This is a genomic window from Anabaena sp. FACHB-1391, assembly GCF_014696755.1.
GTDB lineage: Bacteria > Cyanobacteriota > Cyanobacteriia > Cyanobacteriales > Nostocaceae > Dolichospermum > Dolichospermum planctonicum.
Genome location: NZ_JACJQS010000060.1, coordinates 1 through 15,662, shown reverse-complemented (window position 1 = coordinate 15,662; position 15,662 = coordinate 1). Strand labels below are relative to the sequence as shown.

11 protein-coding genes and 1 tRNA gene are annotated in these 15,662 nt (G+C 40.1%); 8 read left to right on the top strand and 4 right to left on the bottom strand.

From position 1 onward, the window contains the following. Positions 1–154 precede the first annotated feature (154 nt). Together H6F62_RS19565 and H6F62_RS19560 are read right to left on the bottom strand one after the other, a co-directional pair. The gene (locus H6F62_RS19565; protein ID WP_190372766.1) at positions 155–1,027 is read right to left on the bottom strand and encodes an S-methyl-5'-thioadenosine phosphorylase; all 873 of its coding nucleotides are present in this window, start codon (positions 1,025–1,027) and stop codon (positions 155–157) included. 295 nt (positions 1,028–1,322) lie between these two features. Further along, positions 1,323–2,315, bottom strand: a complete 993-nt coding sequence (locus H6F62_RS19560; RefSeq protein WP_137906633.1) for a zinc-dependent alcohol dehydrogenase family protein — start codon at positions 2,313–2,315, stop codon at positions 1,323–1,325. Positions 2,316–2,588: 273 nt separating this feature from the next. On the opposite strand from H6F62_RS19560, the gene rimP reads away from it, so the two are divergent. The 6 genes from rimP to H6F62_RS19530 all read left to right on the top strand — a co-directional run bounded on the left by rimP (position 2,589) and on the right by H6F62_RS19530 (position 11,010). Continuing rightward, positions 2,589–3,050, top strand: a complete 462-nt coding sequence (gene rimP / locus H6F62_RS19555) for a ribosome maturation factor RimP (protein ID WP_137906634.1) — start codon at positions 2,589–2,591, stop codon at positions 3,048–3,050. A 138-nt stretch (positions 3,051–3,188) separates the two neighbouring features. Then, the gene (gene nusA, locus H6F62_RS19550; protein WP_190372765.1) at positions 3,189–4,442 is read left to right on the top strand and encodes a transcription termination factor NusA; all 1,254 of its coding nucleotides are present in this window, start codon (positions 3,189–3,191) and stop codon (positions 4,440–4,442) included. A gap of 59 nt (positions 4,443–4,501) precedes the next feature. Then, a complete protein-coding gene (locus tag H6F62_RS19545; RefSeq protein ID WP_137906635.1) occupies positions 4,502–4,771 on the top strand; it encodes a YlxR family protein in 270 nt (89 codons plus the stop codon). A gap of 471 nt (positions 4,772–5,242) precedes the next feature. Continuing rightward, positions 5,243–8,347, top strand: coding sequence for a translation initiation factor IF-2 (gene infB, locus H6F62_RS19540; protein ID WP_137906636.1), 3,105 nt, complete (start codon positions 5,243–5,245; stop codon positions 8,345–8,347). 365 nt (positions 8,348–8,712) lie between these two features. After that, positions 8,713–8,961: a hypothetical protein gene (locus H6F62_RS19535; RefSeq protein WP_137906637.1), complete on the top strand. Its 249-nt coding sequence runs from the start codon at positions 8,713–8,715 to the stop codon at positions 8,959–8,961. Positions 8,962–9,384: 423 nt separating this feature from the next. Further along, a complete protein-coding gene (locus H6F62_RS19530; protein ID WP_190372764.1) occupies positions 9,385–11,010 on the top strand; it encodes a DUF1565 domain-containing protein in 1,626 nt (541 codons plus the stop codon). A 51-nt stretch (positions 11,011–11,061) separates the two neighbouring features. Here H6F62_RS19530 and H6F62_RS19525 read toward each other — a convergent pair whose 3' ends face one another. After that, the gene (locus H6F62_RS19525; protein ID WP_137906639.1) at positions 11,062–11,325 is read right to left on the bottom strand and encodes a DUF3493 domain-containing protein; all 264 of its coding nucleotides are present in this window, start codon (positions 11,323–11,325) and stop codon (positions 11,062–11,064) included. Between the two features lie 33 nt (positions 11,326–11,358). Here H6F62_RS19525 and H6F62_RS19520 point away from each other — a divergent pair. Then, a tRNA-Thr gene (locus H6F62_RS19520) sits at positions 11,359–11,430 on the top strand. A gap of 150 nt (positions 11,431–11,580) precedes the next feature. Continuing rightward, positions 11,581–13,305: an ABC transporter ATP-binding protein gene (locus H6F62_RS19515; protein WP_137906640.1), complete on the top strand. Its 1,725-nt coding sequence runs from the start codon at positions 11,581–11,583 to the stop codon at positions 13,303–13,305. A gap of 1,073 nt (positions 13,306–14,378) precedes the next feature. Here the strand turns inward: H6F62_RS19515 and H6F62_RS19510 are convergent. Further along, entirely contained in the window at positions 14,379–14,678 is a 300-nt protein-coding gene (locus tag H6F62_RS19510) for a hypothetical protein (protein ID WP_028090952.1), read from the bottom strand. Between the last annotated feature and the right edge of the window lie 984 nt (positions 14,679–15,662).

Sequence of the window (15,662 nt, the reverse complement as noted above, 5' to 3'; positions counted from 1 at the left end):
TTACTGTTTCTCAAATGCCTTTTTTCACTTTATATGTTTGTTTTGATGCTCTCTTTAATTTTTTCTCTACGTAATTTACCTCTGTGACAGTTTGGGGTGCGGAATGTGGGTTATAAGACTTTCAAACAAAACATCCTCTCAGGCAAAATATTCCTTACAAATACTTCTCTAACAATAACCGCAGTTTTTCCTTAGTTGCTGTCGGTGCTTTGTCCAGATTCGTTAAAATAGCATACTTTAAAGCTGAATGAGCATCACTAATAGGATAAATCTCGCTTAATCTCCTTACAGTTTCTTGAATTACCCTTTGAGCATTTATCGCGTTTTTATGTAAATTACTAATCACCATTTCCACCGTCACACTATCATGATCAGTATGCCAACAATCATAATCTGTCACCATTGCCAATGTTGCATAAGCAATTTCCGCTTCTCTAGCTAGCTTTGCTTCTGGTAAATTTGTCATACCAATCACTGTAGCATTCCAACTGCGATAAAAATGAGATTCCGCTTGAGTGGAAAAAGCCGGTCCCTCCATACATACGTAAGTACCGCCATAATGTAAGGTAATATCTGGTAAATTTAAAGCAGCGATCGCATCCGCTAAAATACCAGATAACTTTTTACAAATTGGCTCACCAAAAGCGATATGAGCAACAATACCTTCACCAAAAAATGTAGAAATTCGATTTCTGGTTCTATCAATAAACTGATCAGGAATTACCATATCTAGGGGTTTAGCTTCAACCTTCAAAGAACCCACAGCGCTCGCAGATATTAAATATTCTACCCCTAATTGCTTCATAGCGTAAATATTAGCCCGAAATGGCAACTCAGAAGGTAATAGAGTATGATCACGACCATGACGTGCTAGAAAAGCTACCCTTGTCTCCTCTAAAGTTCCGAGAATAATCGCGTCAGACGGAGAACCAAAAGGTGTAGAAATTTCTACCTCCTCCACATCTTTAAGCGCGTCCATTTTGTACAAACCGCTACCACCAATAATTCCAATTCTAGCTACTGTCATATTATCAAACCTGTGATTAATTGGTCTAAAAAGTAATTTTACGGGAAATATTACAACTATTTCCCATCATGGTTAGAAACAATTTATGGGAGTTAAGATATGATGCTTTTTTTCAAAATCCAGAATTCAGTCACTCCCCAATTTTCTCACCATATATACCATTTCCTCCTCCACAAAGGTAGAGATTCATCTGCGTTGATCTGTGTTTATATGCGGTGAATTTCCTATTATTGTACCTGGAAAAGAATGGGAATGTTATAAACACAATCATCTCAACAAATTTCCTACTTAATTATCAATTTAATAAAACAACCTTACCTAAAACAGAACCATTTTCAATTAAAGTATGTGCTTGTGCTGCTTGAGATAAAGGAAAAGTTTGACTAACTTTAATCTTTAACTTACCTTCATCTATCCAATTAGCACACTGTTGTAAAATATCTCCATGATGTTCTAATGCTTCCACAATTCCTGATAACATTGGTGTCAGCATTAATTCCAAACCAATTCGCAGATTTCTATTTCTAGCCACCTTCCAAACAGTATTAGCTTTAGGTTCGAGAATAGTGACAATATCACCATAAATGCGTACTGCGGGAAAAGACTTTTCAAAAATATCACCACCAACAGTATCAAAAACTAAATCCACACCTGCACCATCAGTCCAGTCTAATACAGAATTGACAAAATCAGTTTCTCGATAAAAAATCACTTGATCAGCGCCAATTTCAGTAACTAAACTAGCCTTTTCTAAAGAACTAACCGTAGTTGCTACCCTTGCACCTTTTAGTTTAGCCAATTGAATAGCTACATGACCAACACCACCAGCCCCAGCATGAATTAATACACTTTCTCCCGGTTCAAGTCTTCCCCGTTCATATAAAGCTTCCCAAGCAGTAATTAAAACCAGGGGTGCGGCTGCTGCTTCCGCAAAAGAAACAGACTTGGGTTTAAAAGCGACAAATCTTTCATCAATAGTAGTATATTCAGCGTAATTTCCCTGATGTGATCCCAAACCACCATAACAAAAATATACTTCATCACCAACCCGAAACCTTTGCACATCAGCACCCACAGCTTCCACTATACCAGCGCCATCACATCCTAAAATAGCCGACTTATGCTCAGGATAAAATGTACCTCGTTGACGTAATTTAGTATCAATAGGGTTAACACCAGCCGCTAAGATACGAACTAGAATTTCTGTATTTGTTGGTACGGGTTGAGGTACTTCCTGTAATTGCAAAACATCCGGCTTACCCGCTGCTGTCATTAATATTGCTTTCATGCTTTTCCCCCCAATGTACTTGTTTAACTCAAATTAAAAATTACAAACAAATGACAAAAATGAATAACCACTAATTCAGAAATCTCTTTATTCCGTTATTCCCTATTCCCACTTCCCACCCCCCTAATTTTTGAGAGACCATCTTTATTAATTAAAGAAATAGGCTACACTCATGTTAGGGGCGAACTCATGGAGTGCGTCACAAGACTTCTTGGAAGATATCCCTATCGCAGGAAGTGGGTTGAAGCCCACTTTTTTTTATTGAATTCTCTCATGACTCATCCTTTAATACCACAAATTATTGATTTGGCGACACCAGTAGCAACAGAATTAGGATTGGAAATTGTTAATGTAGTTTTTCATACAAATCAAAGTCCTCCAATCCTACGGGTAGACATATTTAATCCTCTACAGGACATTGGCCTGGATGATTGTGAAAGGATGAGCCGTGCCTTAGAAGCGTCATTAGATGCGACAGAGATCATACCAGACGCTTATATATTGGAAGTATCTAGTCCTGGTATTTCAAGACAACTGGTAACAGACAGGGAATTTATTTCCTTCAAAGGATTTCCTGTAATTATTTCCACTTCCCCACCCTACGAACAAAAGCAAGAGTGGATAGGTCTATTGATTCGCCGGGACGAAACTACAGTTTACCTTAACCAAAAAGGTCGTGTAGTGGAAATTCCCCGTGACCTCATCACCAGAGTACAAATAGATGAGCGTAGGTAATCAATATTAGATTTTAGACATTGGATGGGAGACCGGGAAAAAGGTAATTGGTGCGGAGTAATTGGTCATGGAGAAACAATTACCCATCACCCATTATCTCATTGTGCTGACTTTACATAAAATTTTAGGAGACTGCGTATGTCAATGGTGACTTTATCGGGATTAAAAGAGCTAATTGAAAGTATTAGCCAAGAACGCAACTTACCGCGTTTAGCTGTACAAGCAGCCATTAGAGAAGCATTACTCAAGGGTTACGAACGTTATCGTCGCGCCCAAAATTTAGAACGTAAACAATTTGATGAGGAGTATTTTAAGAATTTTGAAGTAGAATTAGATATAGAGAGCGAAGGATTTCGTGTTCTTTCTACCAAAAACATTGTTGAAACAGTTAGTAACACAGACCATCAAATTTCCCTAGACGAAGTACAGCAAGTAGCCCCAGAAGCCCAACTGGGAGATTCTGTAGTCTTGGATGTCACCCCAGACCAAGGAGAATTTGGGCGCATGGCCGCCATGCAAACTAAACAAGTATTAGCGCAAAAATTGCGAGATCAACAACGCCAAATGGTGCAAGAAGAGTTTCAAGACTTAGAAGGCACAGTTTTACAAGCTAGAGTCTTACGATTTGAACGCCAATCTGTAGTTTTAGCAGTTAGTAGCGGCTTCGGACAATCAGAAGTAGAAGCAGAATTACCAAAGCGAGAACAGCTACCCAACGATAACTATCGAGCTAATGCTACCTTTAAGGTATATCTAAAAAAAGTTTCCCAAGGACAGCAAAGGGGTCCACAATTGATGGTATCCCGTGCTGATGCCGGTTTAGTCGTTTATTTATTCGCCAACGAAGTCCCAGAAATTGAAGATGAAGTAGTGCGAATTGTCGCCGTAGCCCGAGAAGCCAATCCCCCTTCTCGTTACGTTGGACCTCGGACAAAAATTGCCGTTGATACCCTAGATCGAGATGTAGACCCCGTTGGTGCTTGTATTGGTGCCAGGGGATCAAGAATCCAAGTCGTAGTTAATGAATTACGGGGAGAAAAAATTGATGTCATTCGCTGGTCACCAGACCCAGCCACCTATATTGCCAATGCGTTGAGTCCAGCAAAGGTAGATGAAGTCAGGCTCATGGACCCAGAAAGTCGCCAAACCCACGTTTTAGTAGCAGAAGATCAACTGAGTTTAGCCATTGGCAAAGAAGGGCAAAATGTGCGATTAGCAGCCCGTCTCACTGGTTGGAAAATTGATATTAAAGATCAAGCTAAGTATGATTATGAAGCCGAAAATACTAAATTTGCAGCAGTAAGAGCGCAATATCAATCACAAAATTATGAAGATGAGAGGACAGATAGAGAAGATGAAATCGCAGAAGAATTAGAATCAGAAGAAGATTAACATACCAGGAAAGACAATATCCGGGGAAGATGATTTTTTCTACTGACCACTGACCACTGATGAAACCCAACTATCGGCGTTGTATTAGTTGTCGCCAAGTCAACTTGAAGCAAGAGTTTTGGCGGATTGTCCGCGTCTTTCCATCGGGAAAGGTACAATTAGATCAGGGCATGGGGCGTTCTGCCTACATTTGTCCTCAGGAGACTTGCCTCCAAGTAGCTCAGAAAAAAAATAGATTAGGGAAATCGCTGCGAGGGGCAGTGCCAGATGCAGTGTATCAAACATTGTGGCAACGTCTAAATCACAGCAATCCCCAAGATATTATTTAATGGTGACAACAAAAATTGCGATAATCTCTAAAGAGATGATGACAAAAGCTGAACTATTAGTGATCTAATCCTCACCTTTAGTATCGCTCAAGTTGGTGCCAAAATGGTAAATGGGTGTAAACAGCTTTTTCGATCTCTCTTTCCTGGGAGGCCGCAGGGCATTACTCCCAAAAAGTTTTTCTGGATTGTGTTGTAGAAAACGCATAAAGAAAGCAAAACAAAAAAATCAAAAATGGCAACCTGGTAGCGCCAAAGCGCAGTTGGGCATTAACCATCACCTCCGCGATGATCAATCGCGTCAGGAAAATTAAATGGTGGCAAAGCCAGCATGAAACCGAAACATCTCTCTTTCCTAACTGGAGGCACCGGCAATATCACCAAGGGCAACCGAAAAAACAGTGATCAAAGGGTGGAGATGTCACAAACCAGGCAACCATCCGTTAAAACTGTAAATTAAAGGGGAAAGAGTGGATGAACAACGGCAAAGTTAGAATCTATGACTTATCAAAGGAATTGAATTTGGACAATAAAGAGCTATTAGCAATTTGCGACCAGCTCGACATTGCAGTCAAAAGCCATAGCAGCACGATTTCTGAATCAGAAGCTGAACAAATTCGTACCGCAGCCCAAAAGCTCATTGCCGCCAATTTAGCTGCTAAAAAGGCTGCTAAAAAGGAACAAGGTACAAATGGCCATAGACCAAATTCATTCCCAAACCACAAGAGCACCAATCACAAACAGCAAATTCTGGAAATTCGCAAACCGAAAATATTGAGAAACACCACCACCAACACACCAGATGCTTCAGTAGCGACTGCTGCTGCTGACGCTAATCATCCTTCACCTCCACGGACTTTCGCTACACCAGTGTCACCCATGAAGCCGACGGCACCAACTCGACCAGTACCCAGGAATCAATCTGAAACTCCGCACAAGCCTAATATCACCCCACCGGAACAGGTATCTAATCCTCAACCAGCAGGGGAAAAGGTAACGGCGGAAAAACCAGAAAAAATATCTGTTCCCAGACCGAAACCAGAAAAACCCCAAAAACCCCCATTGGTTTCTCCTCCCGCCAGAGTAGATGGGACAAAACCACCAGAAACACAATCTGTAGGAGTTTCCGAAAAACCCGTCCTCAAACGCGATCGCCAACAACGTGCTGAAGAGAATCCCCATCCGATTCGAGGTAAAGCTAATAAACCTTCATCGGATCAAAGTTCATCCCCAGCACCATCAAAACCCAGTCGTGCTACTTCAGCCCCGACAAAACCAGAACAGCGAATTGGTAAACCATCAGTGGGTGGTGACAGCCAACGCCCTCGACCAGCACGCTCCAGTGAACCAGTGGCCGCCATGCCCATTGCCACTCCACCCCGGCATAATGTGGGAGGGGGGAAGAAGGAAGTATTAGATAATACACTAATAGTTCCCGATATCCTGGATTTAAAACGTCCCACACCTCCACGTCTAAACAAAGGTGGGAAAAAATGGCAAGAAGAAGAAATCATTGACGAAATCAAAGAAAAGGCTAAGATTGGACCAAAGGGCAAACGGGTCAAACCAGTCTTAGAAGATGATTTACTCGATGAAGAGGATTTACTTGATGAAGGTCTGGGTGAAATTTCCGCAGCAGTCCAAGTCAGTCTTTCCATTGCCCGTCCTCCCAAACCTAAAGGGACTCGCCCCGGTGCGCCAACGGTAGCGGTTGTAGCTGCTCCCACCACTAGAGGTAAAAAATCTAGTTATTCCCGCGAGCAACATCGTCGTCAAGAAATTGTAGAACAAAAACCAGACCGTCCAGCCACACTGGCTGTCACCGGTCCATTAACAGTCCAAGAATTGGCGGATGCCTTGGTAATTGCCGATACAGAGATTGTCAAAATCCTGTTTATGAAAGGCATGGCCGTCAGTATCACCCAAAACCTGGATATTCCGACTATTACCCTAGTAGCCAAAGAACTAGAGGTAGAAGTCGAAATCGTGGAACGGGAGGCCGAAGCTCGCAAGATCACAGAAATGATTGACGTGGAAGACTTGGATCACCTGATTCGTCGTCCTCCAGTGGTCACCATTATGGGTCACGTAGACCACGGTAAAACCACCCTCCTCGACTCTATTCGCAAAACTAAAGTTGCGGCTGGAGAAGCTGGCGGTATTACCCAACATATCGGCGCGTATCATGTTGATATAGTACATGAAGGCAAACCACAGCAGATTGTCTTCCTAGATACTCCCGGACACGAAGCCTTCACAGCTATGCGTGCCAGAGGTGCTAGGGTGACAGATATAGCCGTTTTGGTCGTCGCTGCTGATGACGGTGTTCGTCCCCAAACCATCGAAGCTATTAGCCACGCTAAAGCCGCAGATGTTCCCATTGTTGTCGCTATCAACAAGATTGATAAAGAAGGCGCACAACCAGAGCGAGTTAAACAAGAACTGACTAATTACGGTCTCACCGCTGAAGACTGGGGTGGTGAAACTATTATGGTTCCCGTCAGTGCTATCAGGGGCGAAAACCTCGATACTCTCCTAGAAATGATTATGCTGGTATCGGAAGTGGCCGAACTATCCGCTAATCCAGATCGGGCTGCTAAGGGAACAGTCATTGAGGCTCATTTGGATAAAGCTAAGGGTGCTGTTGCTACCTTGCTGATTCAAAATGGTACTCTCCACGTTGGGGATATGCTTGTAGCTGGTTCGGCCTTTGGTAAAGTCCGCGCCATGGTTAATGATCGAGGCCGGCGTGTAGACGTTGCTAGTCCATCCTTTGCTGTCGAAGTATTGGGTTTAAGTGATGTCCCCGCTGCTGGTGATGATTTCGAGGTCTATGAAAACGAGAAAGAAGCTCGTTCTATAGCAAGCGATCGCGCGGACAAACAAAGACAATCCCGCTTGTTGCAAGGTCGTGTCACTCTCACAACCCTGTCAGCACAAGCACAAGAAGGCGAGTTGAAAGAACTCAACTTGATCCTCAAGGGCGACGTGCAAGGTTCTGTGGAAGCCATTATTGGCTCTCTACGCCAAATTCCTCAAAACGAAGTCCAAATTCGGATGCTCCTGGCTACGGCTGGAGAAATCACCGAAACAGACATAGACTTAGCTGCGGCTAGTAACGCTGTCATTATTGGCTTTAATACCACTTACGCCAGTGGTGCTAGACAAGCAGCGGATGAAGCAGGTGTAGATGTTCGAGAATATAACATCATCTATAAACTCTTGGAAGACATCCAAGGGGCTTTAGAAGGTCTCCTCGAACCAGAATTGGTGGAAGAACCCTTGGGACAAACAGAAGTCCGTGCTGTCTTCCCCGTTGGCCGGGGTGCAGTTGCCGGTTGTTATGTTCAATCTGGTAAACTGGTTCGCAACTGTAAAGTGCGCGTCCGTCGTCATAATAAGGTGGTTTATGAAGGTGTTCTCGATTCCCTCAAACGGATGAAAGAAGATGCCCGCGAGGTCAACGCAGGTTATGAATGTGGTATCGGCATTGATAAGTTCCATGACTGGGTGGAAAATGACATCATTGAAGCCTATCAAATGGTAACTAAACGTCGTACCCTAACCATGACGAAATAGTTCCGTGATCAGAACGTTGAGTGCTGAGTTGATGAGTGTTGAATTAAGATTATTTAGAGTTCAACACTCAAATAAGATAAACTCAGCACTCCGTAATTCACGACTAATAACGTTGATCAAAATTCTCTTTTTCATGAAAAACAAGTTTTTTGCAAATTTTTGACAGCAAATTCCGCTTTTAGTGATTAACGAGACAGAATTTATAGGGGTAAAACCATTATTTTAGGAAAAGTTTAAGCAAAATTTGATAATTTTAGGTCTGGGTGACTAGATTTACGTCTTTCCCCTTGAGTTTGCAATAAATAGACATCTAAAATCCCAAATCTCAAATTTTCTGGGAAGTGAAAAATCAGGAATGAGAAATTATGACTCAATTTCCAACTTCTAGCGATTACGCGCATCAACAGGACAACAAAGGCTATGGCAGTAGTGAGCCTAGAGATATCCAATTATCTGCTAACAAACTACTCTGGCAGGAACTAAAATATGTTATATCTGGTAGTTCCGGTTTTAAACGGTGGCAACTAGAATGTAATGCTCAATTACAAAGTTTACGCCTAGATCAACAAGTGCAAATGTATTTACGAGAGACTTTAGACACTTTAGCTTATTAATCATTTGGCCAATACTTACCACCTGCTTTTAGCAGAAGACTTGAGGATAAGAAATCTTATCCTCAATTTTTATGTATATCAGGGAACAAGAAAGAGCAGATCAGAGTCAAAAACCGCAGAAACTGAACTATTCAAATATTTTTACCCCCAAAAATTTTCAGTTTCCGGCTTAAAACCCACCCCAAAATTCAACAACAAATTCAACAACAAATTCAACAACAAATTCAACAACAAATTCAACAACGGAGGTTCTGTCCAATAACGGTAATTGAAAGGTTCAGTTACGTGTTTTTTTTAATCATAATTTTAGTTAAAAAATTGCCAATCATCGGGTATAGTTTGTCTTATGTTGTTACAGAATTCAATCTGTCACCTGAGACTCTTGTGAAAGTACCATCATTAAACACACAATTCAGTAAGAAAATGAAAAATCAGGGTTTCCATATTTCTAGTTTATCCTTGCAAGCCAGCCTTACAGCTTTGTTATTAATTGCTGGTAGTTCTACTCTGGTATCTAATCAGGTTAAGGCTAGTGCTACCCCAATTTTAACAGCCCAAGCCTCAGCCACAGCCACCATAATTTACGTTAACTCAGCTACAGGACAAGATACCGCTGGTGCTGGAACCGTAGCAGCACCTTATAAAACAATTACCTTTGCCCTCTCCAAGGCTCAACCAGGAACAGTAGTTCAAGTCGCCCCTGGTACTTATAGTAAAGATACTGGGGAAACATTTCCCCTAGTCCTTAACTCAGGCGTGACACTTCAAGGTGATGAGGGTAACAAAGGTCAAGGTATCTTAATTAGTGGTGGTGGTGTTTACACCAGTCGCACCTGGGCAAAACAGGATATTACACTGTTAGCTAACGATAATAGTATTATTACAGGTTTAACTTTTACCAATCCTAATTCACGCGGGACTGCTGTATGGGTAGAATCAAGTAACCCTGTGATCAAAAATAGTACCTTTACTAACAGCAATAGAGATGGTATTTATCTTACTGGTACTGCTAATCCCCAAATTGAAAGTAACATCTTTTTGAAAAACGGGGGTCAGGGCATTTCCGTAACTAAATCGGCACAAGGTTCGATTCGTGGCAACTTATTTCAGAATACTGGTTTCGGTGTAGCAATTGGTGGTAGTTCCACACCTTTATTAGAGGCTAATAACATCACTCAAAATAAGAGTGGTTTGTATATTTCGGAAACAGCAAAACCCATACTCCGTAAAAACGCAATTCGCAATAATACACAGGATGGTATAGTCGCTACCATTAATGCTGCCCCTGACCTCGGTACTAGCAGCAATCCTGGTGGTAATCTCATCCGTGATAACGCTCGTTATGATCTGAACAATTCCACTAGGGGCAAGATTACGGCAATTGGCAACGATATTAACCAGAAGAAGATCTCCGGTCCTGTTGATTTTATTGCTGCTACAGTGACTGCACCTCCTGATGGTAATACTGCTTTTAAAGATGTGCAAACAGGTTATTGGGCAAAAGCTTACATTGAAGCTTTAGCTTCTCAAGGTATTATCGCTGGTTTTCCAGATCGCAGTTTCAAACCCAATGAACCCGTAACTCGCGCCCAATTCGCTGCCATTATCAACAAAGCCTTTAAACCCTCAGCAACTCGCAAAGCCATTACCTTTAAAGATGTAAAAACTAATTATTGGGGTTATGGTGCTATTCAAGCCGCTTCTAGTAGTCCATTCCTGAGCGGCTATCCTGACTTAACCTTTAAACCAGAACAACAAATTCCCAGAGTCCAGGCAATAGTGGCCTTAGCTAACGGTTTGGGTTTAACTGCCAGTGATCAGAATGCAATCAAATTCTACACTGATGCTGGTCAAATTCCCAGTTATGCAGCAGGTCCTGTGGCCGCAGCAACTTCACGGCAATTAGTCATTAACTATCCAAACGTGAAAGAGCTTGCTCCTAAGCGTCAAGCAACTAGAGCCGATATTGCGGCATTTGTCTATCAAGCTTTGGTTAGTGCTGGTCGTGTTCAACCTATTGCTTCTCAATATCTTGTAACTACTAAGTAGTTAGCAACAGGGCAGAGGAGAAATATGATCTTCTCTTCTCCCTCTTGTCTGTTATTTATCCCCTCTATTTTCCCATTTCCACAGAAACACCATTAGCCCAATTACTCCCATCTGGATTGCAAAATTAGGCAATGCTCGTTCAATATCGCGCCCTGCTAGGAGTTGGAAAAAGAAGACAAAGGCACCAATAAAACCCGAAGCACCCACGCTGATATAGATAAATTGCCTTAACCCCCGATAGGGTGCGGCTACTTCCGCTTTTAAACGTTCATATTGTTGCGGTTTGAGATTATTTGGAGAATTTGGTTCTATCATCAATAAATTATGTTATAATGTTTGACTGTGTAGGCCGATGTGGCTCAGGGGTAGAGCAACTGATTCGTAATCAGTAGGTCGTGGGTTCAAATCCCATCATCGGCTTTAAGTGTACATTCGCAGATTATATTATATGTTGCGGTTCGCAAATTAATGTCGCGGTTGCTGTTTTTTGCAGTCAATGTTTATTCCCCATAGTAACCGAAAACTGCTATTGTCAAACAAAGGAAAATATTTTTTTGTGGATGTTACAACTTGACAACACGTTCTCATTATTGGCAACTTTTACCCTATATCCGCACCCAATGGCCAACTATTATTAAGGGTTTTGTGGGCATTTTAGGCTATGTGCTGGCAACATTAACCCTAATTAATGTCGCAGGGAAGTTAGCAGTTCCCTTTGGTAATGGTAATGTATTAGCGATCGCTCAATTAGCCGCAATCAGTGCTGCTATTTTTCTGGTCAGGGGCTTTTTTCAGTCCGTGCAAGACTTATACATGGCCAAGGCCGCTTTAAGGGTAGCTTTTGATCTCCGACAACAGGTTTATACCCATTTACAAAAACTCAATCTCAGCTTTTTTGAAACTGCTAAAGCTGGGGATTTATCTTATCGTCTCACGGAGGATATTGACCGGGTTGGAGAAGTAATTAATAAGCTTTTCCATGATTTTACTCCCTGTGCTTTACAGTTAATTGCTATTCCCATTTACATGATTTATTTAAACTGGCAACTGACTTTAGCCACGGTAATTGTTGCCCCAATCATGGGAATTTTAATTGGTTGGTTTGGGGAACGTTTACGAAAATATTCCCTCAAAAGTCAAAGTCGTATTTCTGATTTATCTGCTATTTTAACAGAGGTTTTTAGCGGTATTCGCTTAATTCAAGCTTTTGCAGCGGAAAAATACGAAATTGATAGGTTTAGTTTTGAAGCAGAACGCAGTTTTAAAGCTAAATATTCCGTAGAAAGATTAAAGGCTATTCAAATTCCCATTGTCGGGTTTTTAGAAGCTGTCAGTGCCTTATCTTTATTAATGGTAGGAACTTGGCAAATATCTCAACGTAATTTAACCGTCGGTGAATTTTTTAGTTATTTAACAGCAGCAGCTTTGTTAATTGACCCAATTGGACATACTACTAATAATTATAATGAATTTAAACAAGGTGAGGCATCAATTGATCGGGTTTTTGAGTTATTAGCAATTCAACCAACGGTATTAGAAAAACCTGATGCTATTAATTTACCTGCTGTTAATGGTAAAGTCGAATATTCCAATATTACTTTTGCCTATCAATCGGGAGAAACGGTTTTAAAAAATATTAGCCTATTAATAATGCCCGGTCAGGCTGTTGCTTTAGTTGGTGCTTCCGGTGCTGGTAAAACTACTTTTGTGAACCTGTTACCTCGATTTTATGATGCGGAATTTGGAGAGATTTTTATAGATGATATCAATATCCGAAATGTGACTTTAAATAGTTTAAGAAAACAAATTGGCATCGTTCCCCAAGAAACAATTATGTTTTCGGGAACTATTGCCCAAAATATCGCCTTTGGACAGAATGATTTTGATATTCAAGCTGTTGAAAAAGCCGCAAAAATCGCCAATGCTCATCAATTTATTCAGCAATTACCGGCAGGTTATCATACTTGGGTGGGAGAGCGAGGTGTGAATTTATCAGGGGGACAAAGACAAAGAATAGCTATTGCTCGCGCAGTCCTGCTTAACCCGCAAATTTTGATACTTGATGAAGCTACGTCTGCTTTAGATTCTGAGTCAGAAGCTTTGGTACAAGAAGCTTTAGAGAGATTGATGAAAAACCGCACTGTATTAATTATTGCTCATAAATTGTCAACTGTCAGAAAATGCGATCGCATTTTAGTATTAGAGAAAGGACAAATTGTCGAATCAGGAAATCATCAGCAATTGTTAGAATTAGCAGGGAAATATGCGCGGTACTATGCTCAACAGTTTTCCTAAAGTTACTCACTGCATGAAATGATAAGTATATATTATACATTATCAATAATACTTTTAATATTCAAATCTAGCTGCAATTCTATGTAACATTTTCTTAACAATTAATTGAGAATTATTTTTATTTAGCAACGAGCTTGCAATACTTTCCGCGATTTGCTAGAATTATTGAGAATTTCATAATTGGGTTACTATTGTCAATTTTGTACCCTGCTCAAAAGATGATCTTTAAAAGTCTTTATTTACAGTCGTTTCAGAGATCAATTTTCAAAAAAATACAAAACTTTACAAATTAGCAGTAGTTTTCAAGGGTAAATTGGGGAAAAATTATTCAACAAATAATGTACTTTGACTGATAGTACAAATATACTATTGACAAATAGAGTAACTTATGGTACGTAGGGTGTGTTAGCGACAGCGTAACGCACCATGTTATCAAATAAATCGTTTAAATTTTCTAATGTGCGGTTATTAATAATTGAATCGTGATCATATCGCATCAATCATAAGGATGATGTAGAGACGTTTCATGAAACGTCTCTACAATGTGGTTTCCCTAAAGGATACCAGTATTGTAAGTTGGGTTGAGAAACGAAACCCAACACCCCTGACTATCACACCGCTAATATTGGGTTTGAAACTGTTTCACTTCATGCCCCTTCAGGATCTTGCTACAACCCAACCTACAAAAATTACAGAACTTACGCAACTGGCACATTAAACTCTTGTGGTGCGGGCATCTTGCCCGCACAAGGTGTACCTCACTCAAGGCTACTTGCTGTATGCAATAGCAAAGCACCCTACAACACAAGTATCGGGTAGATAAGCCATGATTAAAATTCTATTTCTTTAGCTGGTAATAGTTCATCTCAATAAGATTCAAAGATAATATTTTCTGCTATACCTTAATGCTGTATAATTATTTCTGGACAAGCAGTAGGTTTAGTTTGTAAGAAGGTCTTGGGGTGTTTCAGAAAGTTATATTTTACCGTTTTTATAGATTCCTTGAATGGTTTGCAACATAGATTTTTTTCATGATTACATTGCCAAATAGTCATCGGCATTTCTAACATTTTTCATAAAGCTTGTTCTAATTTATGGATTTTTTGTAAAATATCTTTGCGTAGTTCACATAAGCCGAACCACTCAAAAAAATCCATTTCATCTCCTAAATTTCCTGAGTTAAATTGTTCTAAAAATTGTTCAGAAGCGAGTTGATATTTTTTCTCAAATTTATCTATATCTAAATTATAAATAGCGAGTTTTTGACCATAACGGGTTAAAATTACATTTAAAAGTTGTCCAATAATTCTATCTAATTCTGTGTTGTCGCTACAGTTTTCACTCAACAATTCTAATTTTTCCAATGTATTCATAATTATATATGCCCTTAGTGAATTTTTTCTTGATTATACACTATTTCAGGCAATAAATACCATATAGCGGTTATCGGTCGGATGCAATGGCGGGTTTGTTAGCCTTTCGCTCAAGCCTCTAGCTCAAGCCTCTCGCTCACCATCATGAAATAATATGATAAGCTTGAATTATATACAGCAGTTTTCATCTATTTAAACCAGATTTTGATTACCTTCTCCCTTTGCGCCTTCCTTACTTTGCGCCTACCCTTCGGGATCTCTAAGAGAGATTGCGCGAAACAAAAACCGTGGTTCATTTACCTGAAATTCGCTGTAAAATCAATAAGACTTTTGATATTTATAACTTTTAGCAGCCCTTAGATTTTCTTAATAATTAATTAAGAATCTTTTCTATTTACAAACGAGGTTGCTATACTTTCAGCGATTTGCTATTATTCCAGATAATTTCATAATTAGGTGACTATTGTCAATTTTGGATCTTTCAAAAGATGTTAGTCTCAAACCCTTTATTGACAGTAGTTTTAGAAATTAATTTCTCCGGCTGATATAAAACTTTACAAAATTAATAGCTATTCCTTCAACAATTTTAGCCATAAATTTGCTCAGAAATGATCTAAAATGATCTAATTTGAGCGATCGCCAAAATTCCCTATTGACTTGACAAAAAAGTGATATCTAACCTTTCTAGTTCTTTTAGTCATCAAAAGACAACTTTTGCTATGAGACTGGGAATTCATTCCCAGTTGGGTTATGGGTTTTACGTTAAGTTGACACCAATTATCACTGCTAAACCCTTACATATCGCATCAATAACAAGAATAATGTAGAGACGTTTTATGAAACATCTCTACATAGTTTTTGGGAAATATCTAGAAACTACACCCAACTAACAATAAAGTCCTGGTTAGTGAGATTTAGTCCAGGGGAAAGTTGAGCTAATGCTACCTGTGAACCAGAACCCAAAGCATCAGCATCAAAATAGAC

What these genes read in the sequence shown, in the direction of transcription:
- H6F62_RS19565 (WP_190372766.1), bottom strand. Translation starts at nt 1,027, where the DNA reads ATGACAGTAGCTAGAATTGGAATTATTGGTGGTAGCGGTTTGTACAAA.
- H6F62_RS19560 (WP_137906633.1), bottom strand. Translation starts at nt 2,315, where the DNA reads ATGAAAGCAATATTAATGACAGCAGCGGGTAAGCCGGATGTTTTGCAA.
- rimP (WP_137906634.1), top strand. Translation starts at nt 2,589, where the DNA reads ATGACTCATCCTTTAATACCACAAATTATTGATTTGGCGACACCAGTA.
- nusA (WP_190372765.1), top strand. Translation starts at nt 3,189, where the DNA reads ATGTCAATGGTGACTTTATCGGGATTAAAAGAGCTAATTGAAAGTATT.
- H6F62_RS19545 (WP_137906635.1), top strand. Translation starts at nt 4,502, where the DNA reads ATGAAACCCAACTATCGGCGTTGTATTAGTTGTCGCCAAGTCAACTTG.
- infB (WP_137906636.1), top strand. Translation starts at nt 5,243, where the DNA reads ATGAACAACGGCAAAGTTAGAATCTATGACTTATCAAAGGAATTGAAT.
- H6F62_RS19535 (WP_137906637.1), top strand. Translation starts at nt 8,713, where the DNA reads ATGACTCAATTTCCAACTTCTAGCGATTACGCGCATCAACAGGACAAC.
- H6F62_RS19530 (WP_190372764.1), top strand. Translation starts at nt 9,385, where the DNA reads ATGAAAAATCAGGGTTTCCATATTTCTAGTTTATCCTTGCAAGCCAGC.
- H6F62_RS19525 (WP_137906639.1), bottom strand. Translation starts at nt 11,325, where the DNA reads ATGATAGAACCAAATTCTCCAAATAATCTCAAACCGCAACAATATGAA.
- H6F62_RS19510 (WP_028090952.1), bottom strand. Translation starts at nt 14,678, where the DNA reads ATGAATACATTGGAAAAATTAGAATTGTTGAGTGAAAACTGTAGCGAC.